The organism is Clostridium sp. AF27-2AA, from assembly GCF_003478505.1.
GTDB lineage: Bacteria > Bacillota > Clostridia > Lachnospirales > Lachnospiraceae > Brotaphodocola.
Map to the genome: position 1 here is coordinate 1 of NZ_QUFI01000062.1, position 6,314 is coordinate 6,314.

A 6,314-nucleotide genomic window follows, 5' to 3' on the forward strand; every position below is an offset into this window, starting at 1 on the left:
AAGCAGGAAGCCCATTGGCTTTAGACAATGGGTAGTTCACTGAAGAGAATGAAAGGAAGGACAGGACGATGAGCGAAGAGAGATATGCCATTATTTTCAGCAGTCGGACGGGCAACACGAGGGAGCTCGCGGATACGATTCGAGGGGCACTGCCGGACGCGCGGTGTGCGTACTTCGGGGAGGCGAAATCCGCAGATCCGGATGCAGAGATGATCTATGTGGGTTTCTGGACGGACAAGGGCACGGCGGATCAGGCATGCCTGGAGCTGCTGGGCAGGCTTCGGAACAAAAAGATTTTCCTGTTTGGCACCGCGGGCTTCGGCGGCAGTGAAGCATACTATCAGAAGATTCTAGCGAATGTCCGCACGGCCATTGACGCAAGCAACACGGTGGTTGGAGAGTACATGTGCCAGGGCAGGATGCCGCAGGCGGTGCGGGACCGCTATGTGAAGATGAAGGAGATGCCGGATGCGAAGCCGAATCTGGATGCACTGATCGAGAACTTCGATCAGGCGCTTTCCCACCCGGATCAGGAGGATCTGGAAAGACTGCGGAGGATGATTACAGGGTGAAGGCCTCGTTCACCTGCTTGAACGGTAACTACCCGTGTATACAGAACGGAACATGACTCATGAGTTGGATATTTGCGTATTAGAGGAATTTATGATATAATATTCCCCATCTTAGCGTTTGCGTTGTGACACCAAACGCACTACACGAAGGGAGATTTGATCCATGAAAAATCCAGAGATTACCATTACTATGGAAGACGGCGGCGTGATCCGCGCAGAATTATATCCGGAGGTTGCTCCGAACACCGTAAAAAACTTTATCAGCCTGGCAGGAAAGGGCTACTATGATGGCCTTATTTTCCACAGAGTCATCAAAGGCTTCATGATCCAGGGCGGATGTCCGAACGGCAACGGCATGGGCGGCCCAGGTTACTCCATCAAGGGTGAGTTCAGTCAGAACGGTTTCCAGAATGACTTAAAGCATACTGCAGGCGTTCTCTCCATGGCACGTTCCATGATGCCGAATTCTGCAGGCTCCCAGTTCTTCATCATGCACAAAGACGCTCCGCACTTAGACGGTGCTTATGCAGCATTCGGTATGGTCATTGACGGCATGGATGTGGTAAACAAGATTGCCGAGACCCGCACCGATTATAGCGACAGACCGCTCAAAGAGCAGAAGATCAAGAGCATGACCGTAGATACCTTCGGCGAAGCGTATGACGAGCCGGAAAAGTGCTGATTCAGAGGAAAAGAATATATGGTTCAGAACTATACAGTTTGGGTAGAAAAGAAAGCATATCCGGTTGTGGTTTCTGACGAACGAAAAGCTCTCCTTGCCGCGAAAGCAGCAGGGAGAGCTTTTGTTGGCCTGATTCATCTGGAGGAATATGGCGGAGGAAGTCAGAAGGAAGAACGGACGGAGAAAAGCCAGACATCAGAGCTTCTGCGAACAGAAAACCAGCCGGTCGAAAAGGCAGCAGAGGGAAAGACGGCGAATGACATCTGGGATGCAGAGTATCTGGCAACGCCGGACGCCATCTGCCCGGAGTATTTAGAACGCATTGTGCGCCGCCACATCGGTCTGCCCTGGATTATCACAGAAACAGACCGCTTGCTCATCCGGGAATTTACCATGGAAGATATTGCCGGGATGCCAGAGGAGCCGGATGTCTGGTTCACACAGGAAGAACGGGAAGCCGACCAGGTCTTTTACGATGCAGAAAAATTGAAGGCCTATATCAAAGGCCAGTACCGCTTTTGTGAGTATGGAATCTGGGCATTGGTGCGAAAAACAGATGGCAGGATCATCGGAAAAGCCGGGTTATCCAATGCGAAGGAGCGGGAGACTGTAAGAGCAAATGGGTCGGACGAAGAGTTGGAACTCGGATACCACGTCTTTCACCCCTACCGCCGCCAGGGCTATGCCGAAGAAGCATGCCGTGCGATTCTTGATTATGCAAAGAACGAACTGGATTGTCCGGTGTGTGCCTGCGTGGCAGGAGAAAATACGGCATCGGTCCGGCTGCTTCGGAAACTAAAGGTAAAGTATGTTACTGTTTGTAATATGTGAACGGCAATAAAAGAATTCCCAGTTTGGAAAATAAGCTGCTATTATCTGTGGAGGTATGAAAAAGTGAAGAGCTCATTGAGTACATTATGCTATATTGAAAAAGACGGGCAGTATCTGATGCTGCATCGCACCGTGAAGAAAAATGATGTAAATAAGGACAAATGGATCGGAGTCGGCGGCCATTTTGAGGCAGATGAAAGTCCGGAGGAATGCTTGCTCAGAGAAGTCTGGGAGGAGACCGGTTATACGCTGACTTCCTGGAAATACCGTGCCATTGTGACCTTTGTCTCCGGGAATGGCGTGACAGAATATATGTCACTCTTTACGGCAGATGCCTTTACCGGCGAACCGATCGCATGTAATGAGGGCGAACTGGTATGGGTCAATAAGGAAGACGTAGTAACGTTAAACATCTGGGAGGGAGATAAGATCTTCTTCCGACTTCTGAATGAACGCACGGATTTCTTCTCACTCAAGCTTGTCTATGATGGTCACGATAAGCTGGTATCGGCTTCTCTGGATGGCAGGGAAATGGAGCTTTAGGTGAAATCCTTTACAATTTTAATGTATTCCTGCGCATGGTACGGCAGGTAACTGCCGCGCCGGTAGGCTGCCACAAAATCAACGGTGGTGCAGGTTTCCGGGCCGACGGAAAAGCAGGCAATATCAGGCGGCGGCTGGATGTGCTTTAAATGGGTTTCAGTGACAAAACCACAACCGTAGCCTTTTGCCACCAGCTGGACTTTTGCGGCGATGTTGCTGGTCTGCAGCTTTATGATCGGGGTGATCCCGGTCGCTTTAAAAAGCTGGTCTACCGTCTGCTGGGTCCGCTGTCCCGGAGTCTGGAACAGGAATGGCTCGTCTTTTAAGTATTTGAGATCCATCCACGGGTATTTGCAGTCCGGCTTTTGCACGCCCATTTCCGCAAGTGGGTGATGATGCGGCAAGATCAGGAGCAGCTCCTCGTGGCTGATGATCTCGTAGTCAACATCCGGGCTTTTAACAGGCAGATTGAAAAATGCGAGATCAGCCTCGGCGTTCAGCAGCATATCTTCCAGTAAATAGGAATGCGACTCCAGGATTTCCAGGCGCACGTTGGGATATAAGGAATTGAAAATCGGCAGGGTACAGGGAAGCATGTAGGTGCCGCGCATGGTCGGAAAGGCAATCTTTAAAGAGCCGTAATTGTTCTTTACGATGTCGTTCATCTCCTGGTCCAGCTCTTTTTTTAGGTTCAGGATCTCCGATGCTTTTTCCACATAATGTTCCCCGGCATAAGTGAGGACAAAACGGTGACCCAGCTTCCGGAATAGCTTTTGACCAAGCTCGGACTCCAGATTCTGAAGAAATTTTGTAAGTGTCGGCTGCGTTACATATAAAGAATTCGCAGCCTTGGTAATATTCTGATATCTGGCGATCGCCAGGACATAAGATAAGTCTTTAAAATCCATAAAAATCCCCCCCAAAATTTTCCTGACATGATTTTGAGATCGTGCTTTCGTTTTTGCAGTTCATGCAAGATTTCCTTATAATCTGTTAAGTTTATCATAGCATAAACTATAGATGTATAGAATAGTTTGAATGAAAATTATGAATTTGTATTACAGTTGGCGTCATGCTATGATAAAACCATAAAAACGGTACCGGTTAAGAAACCGGCGGCATGGCCAGCCGCCTTCACACACAGGTGATGGAGGAAACGAAATGCGGAATCAAAATGAGCAGGTGTACAAACTTCCGGTGACGATCATGCGGGGAGGAACCAGTAAGGGAATTTATATATTGGAATCTGATCTTCCGGAGAACAGGGAAGAATGGGATGCCATCTTGCTTCGTCTGATGGGAAGCCCGGACAGCAAACAGATTGACGGACTTGGCGGATCCCAGTCCGTAACCAGCAAGGTGGCAATCGTGGGAAAGTCACAGAGAGTAGATGCCGATGTGGATTATACGTTTGCACAGGTATCTGTAGACAAGCCGATCGTCAGCTATAAGGGAAATTGCGGAAATATTTCTTCGGGTGTTGGCCCGTTTGCGCTGGAAAAAGGTCTGGTCACACCGAACGAGAACGAGACAACCGTGCGGATCTACAATACCAACACGGGAAAAATCATTGCAGCTGATGTGAAAACTTCCGGGAATCACGTGAATTATACAGGAGATTTCCAGATTGCCGGAGTTCCGGGAACGGCGTCACCGATCCGTCTGAAATTTTTAAATCCGGCAGGAACCTTAGGAAAGGGTCTGCTTCCAACCGGAAATGCAGTGGATGTGCTGATGGTGCCGGACTTTGGTGAGGTGAAGGTTTCCATTGTTGATGCGGCAAATCCGCTTGTTTTTGTAAACGCAAAGGACCTGGGGCTGACCGGAAAAGAAAATCCGAACGGGTTAAATGCGGATGCAGCGAAGCTGGAGCTTCTGGAAACGGTGCGGGGACTTGCCGCGGTGAAGCTTGGCCTGATCGATGATTACAAAAAATCAGCATGGGAAACACCTGGTATTCCGAAGATGACATTTGTGGCGGAGCCGGATGCTTACGAGACCGCGGATGGAACGACAATCCGGAAAGAAGAAATAGATCTGCTTTCGCGGATGATGTCGATGCAGAAATCACATCCGAGCTATGCGATGACCGGAGCCATGTGCACGGCGGCAGCAGCAGTTGTGCCGGGAAGCGTAGTAGCGCAGGTGTTAAATCCGGACACGGATACCAAGTTTATCCGTATCGGACATCCGGGCGGAGTATTGGAATGTGGCGTGGATTACCGGCCAGAGAAAAATGAGCTGGTTATTGAAGATACCTTTGGATTCCGCACGGCCAACCTGTTGATGGAAGGCATTGCATCAATCAGAAGATAATGGGGGATATATTATGGAAATGATTCGGGCAATCTTACCGCAGCTTTCTCTGCTGGTATTAATCATGGTAATCGCAGTTGGGTTTGTAAAGAAAATCAATATCGGCTTCTTTTCCATCGGAGCTGCCTTTTTACTGGCACTGTTGGGAATGGCGGTAGAGCTGCAGATTAAATCTGGCGACACCATGCGGCTGTTAAAGGCAAGTGATGTGGCAAAAGGCTTTTCCAGTTCTATGTTTGTAACTTTGGTGGGTGTTACCTTCCTGTTTGGCATGGCATCCCAGAACGGAACGCTGGATTTGTTTTCCAAAAAGATCGTAGCTCTGGTCGGCAAGCGGACTTATCTGATCCCGGTCCTGATGTTTTTTCTGTCCGCCTTTATCTCTGCAATTGGTCCGGGCCACATTGCAGCAGGTATTTTGATGACAACCTTTGCCGTATATCTGGCACTAGAACTGGACATCAACCCGATGGCAACAGCATTATATGCAAAGCTGGGTGCCAATGCGGGCTGCGCATCCCCGCTGTCCTTGACTGGTATTCTGGCAAAGGAACTGTCTGAGCCGTTAGGCTACACCGGCTTTTCCCTGCACCTGTTTGTCAGCACCCTGCTTTCCGGCTTTGTGTTTACCCTGATTGTTTATGTGATCTATAAAGGCTACAAAGTAAAAGCAGACAACCCGCTGAAGCTTTCCGAAATCGAAAAGTTTAACGGGAAACAGCGCATCACCATGTCAGCAATTCTCATTATGGTCATCTGCTGCATCGGCTTTAAGTTAGATACCGGCCTCTTTGCATTTGTCATGGCAGCGGTTCTGATCCTGCTTGGATGTGCCGATGAGAAGAAAGCTATTAAGAGCATCCCGTGGGGCACCCTGCTCATGATCTGTGGTGTGGGTGTACTGGTCAACATGATCAGCCTCTTAGGCGGCATCGACCTGATCTCCGATACCCTGGCTTCCTTTATGACCGAGCATACCGCAACCCCGATCATGGCAGCAACCTCCGGAATCCTGTCCTGGGTAAGCTCCACCACCGCAGTTGTCATGCCAACCCTGTACCCAATTTCCGCAGAAATCTGCCAGCGCTTTGCCGGAGTCAACTACGTAGAACTGATCGCGGCAATCACCGCAACCTCCTTTGCAGCAGCAATCAGCCCACTTTCCACCGGAGGTGCCATCATCATGTCTTCCTACTCCGCAGCGCGTGAGACTACCACCGAGGAAATGAATAAAATGTTCTACACATTGTTCCTGCTTTCTGTAGCTAATGTATGCGTCAACGTGGTTATGGCGGCAGTTGGAGTGTTCAGTCTGGGAGGAGTATTTTAAAAATAACAATTTAAGAATAGTCACAAAAGGTCCGAAGCAG

Annotated in this window: 7 protein-coding genes; 6 read left to right on the plus strand and 1 reads right to left on the minus strand. The window is 49.3% G+C overall.

Translation table 11 applies throughout. From position 1 onward, the window contains the following. Positions 1 to 68: 68 nt before the first annotated feature. The 4 genes from bilS to DWY84_RS16865 all read left to right on the plus strand — a co-directional run bounded on the left by bilS (position 69) and on the right by DWY84_RS16865 (position 2,628). On the plus strand, positions 69 to 572 hold the full coding sequence (gene bilS, locus DWY84_RS16850; protein WP_118534457.1) for a flavodoxin family protein BilS: 504 nt from the start codon (positions 69 to 71) through the stop codon (positions 570 to 572). A 163-nt stretch (positions 573 to 735) separates the two neighbouring features. Continuing rightward, positions 736 to 1,254, plus strand: coding sequence for a peptidylprolyl isomerase (locus tag DWY84_RS16855; protein ID WP_118534458.1), 519 nt, complete (start codon positions 736 to 738; stop codon positions 1,252 to 1,254). A gap of 18 nt (positions 1,255 to 1,272) precedes the next feature. Next, positions 1,273 to 2,085, plus strand: a complete 813-nt coding sequence (locus DWY84_RS16860) for a GNAT family N-acetyltransferase (protein ID WP_118534459.1) — start codon at positions 1,273 to 1,275, stop codon at positions 2,083 to 2,085. 63 nt (positions 2,086 to 2,148) lie between these two features. After that, on the plus strand, positions 2,149 to 2,628 hold the full coding sequence (locus DWY84_RS16865; protein WP_243024906.1) for an 8-oxo-dGTP diphosphatase: 480 nt from the start codon (positions 2,149 to 2,151) through the stop codon (positions 2,626 to 2,628). On the opposite strand, the gene DWY84_RS16870 is transcribed toward DWY84_RS16865, so the two are convergent. Continuing rightward, on the minus strand, positions 2,625 to 3,536 hold the full coding sequence (locus DWY84_RS16870; RefSeq protein WP_118534460.1) for a LysR family transcriptional regulator: 912 nt from the start codon (positions 3,534 to 3,536) through the stop codon (positions 2,625 to 2,627). The two genes, DWY84_RS16865 and DWY84_RS16870, sit on opposite strands and share 4 nt — an antisense overlap. 253 nt (positions 3,537 to 3,789) lie before the next feature. Here DWY84_RS16870 and DWY84_RS16875 point away from each other — a divergent pair, with 253 nt between their 5' ends. Next, complete coding sequence (locus tag DWY84_RS16875; RefSeq protein WP_118534461.1) at positions 3,790 to 4,944, plus strand: PrpF domain-containing protein; 1,155 nt, start codon at positions 3,790 to 3,792, stop codon at positions 4,942 to 4,944. Between the two features lie 13 nt (positions 4,945 to 4,957). Next, a complete protein-coding gene (locus DWY84_RS16880; protein ID WP_243024907.1) occupies positions 4,958 to 6,274 on the plus strand; it encodes an SLC13 family permease in 1,317 nt (438 codons plus the stop codon). The last annotated feature ends 40 nt before the right edge of the window (positions 6,275 to 6,314 follow it).

Coding starts and splice junctions, on each gene's coding strand:
- bilS (WP_118534457.1), top strand. CDS start 69: ATGAGCGAAGAGAGATATGCCATTATTTTCAGCAGTCGGACGGGCAAC.
- DWY84_RS16855 (WP_118534458.1), top strand. CDS start 736: ATGAAAAATCCAGAGATTACCATTACTATGGAAGACGGCGGCGTGATC.
- DWY84_RS16860 (WP_118534459.1), top strand. CDS start 1,273: ATGGTTCAGAACTATACAGTTTGGGTAGAAAAGAAAGCATATCCGGTT.
- DWY84_RS16870 (WP_118534460.1), bottom strand. CDS start 3,536: ATGGATTTTAAAGACTTATCTTATGTCCTGGCGATCGCCAGATATCAG.
- DWY84_RS16875 (WP_118534461.1), top strand. CDS start 3,790: ATGCGGAATCAAAATGAGCAGGTGTACAAACTTCCGGTGACGATCATG.
- DWY84_RS16880 (WP_243024907.1), top strand. CDS start 4,958: ATGGAAATGATTCGGGCAATCTTACCGCAGCTTTCTCTGCTGGTATTA.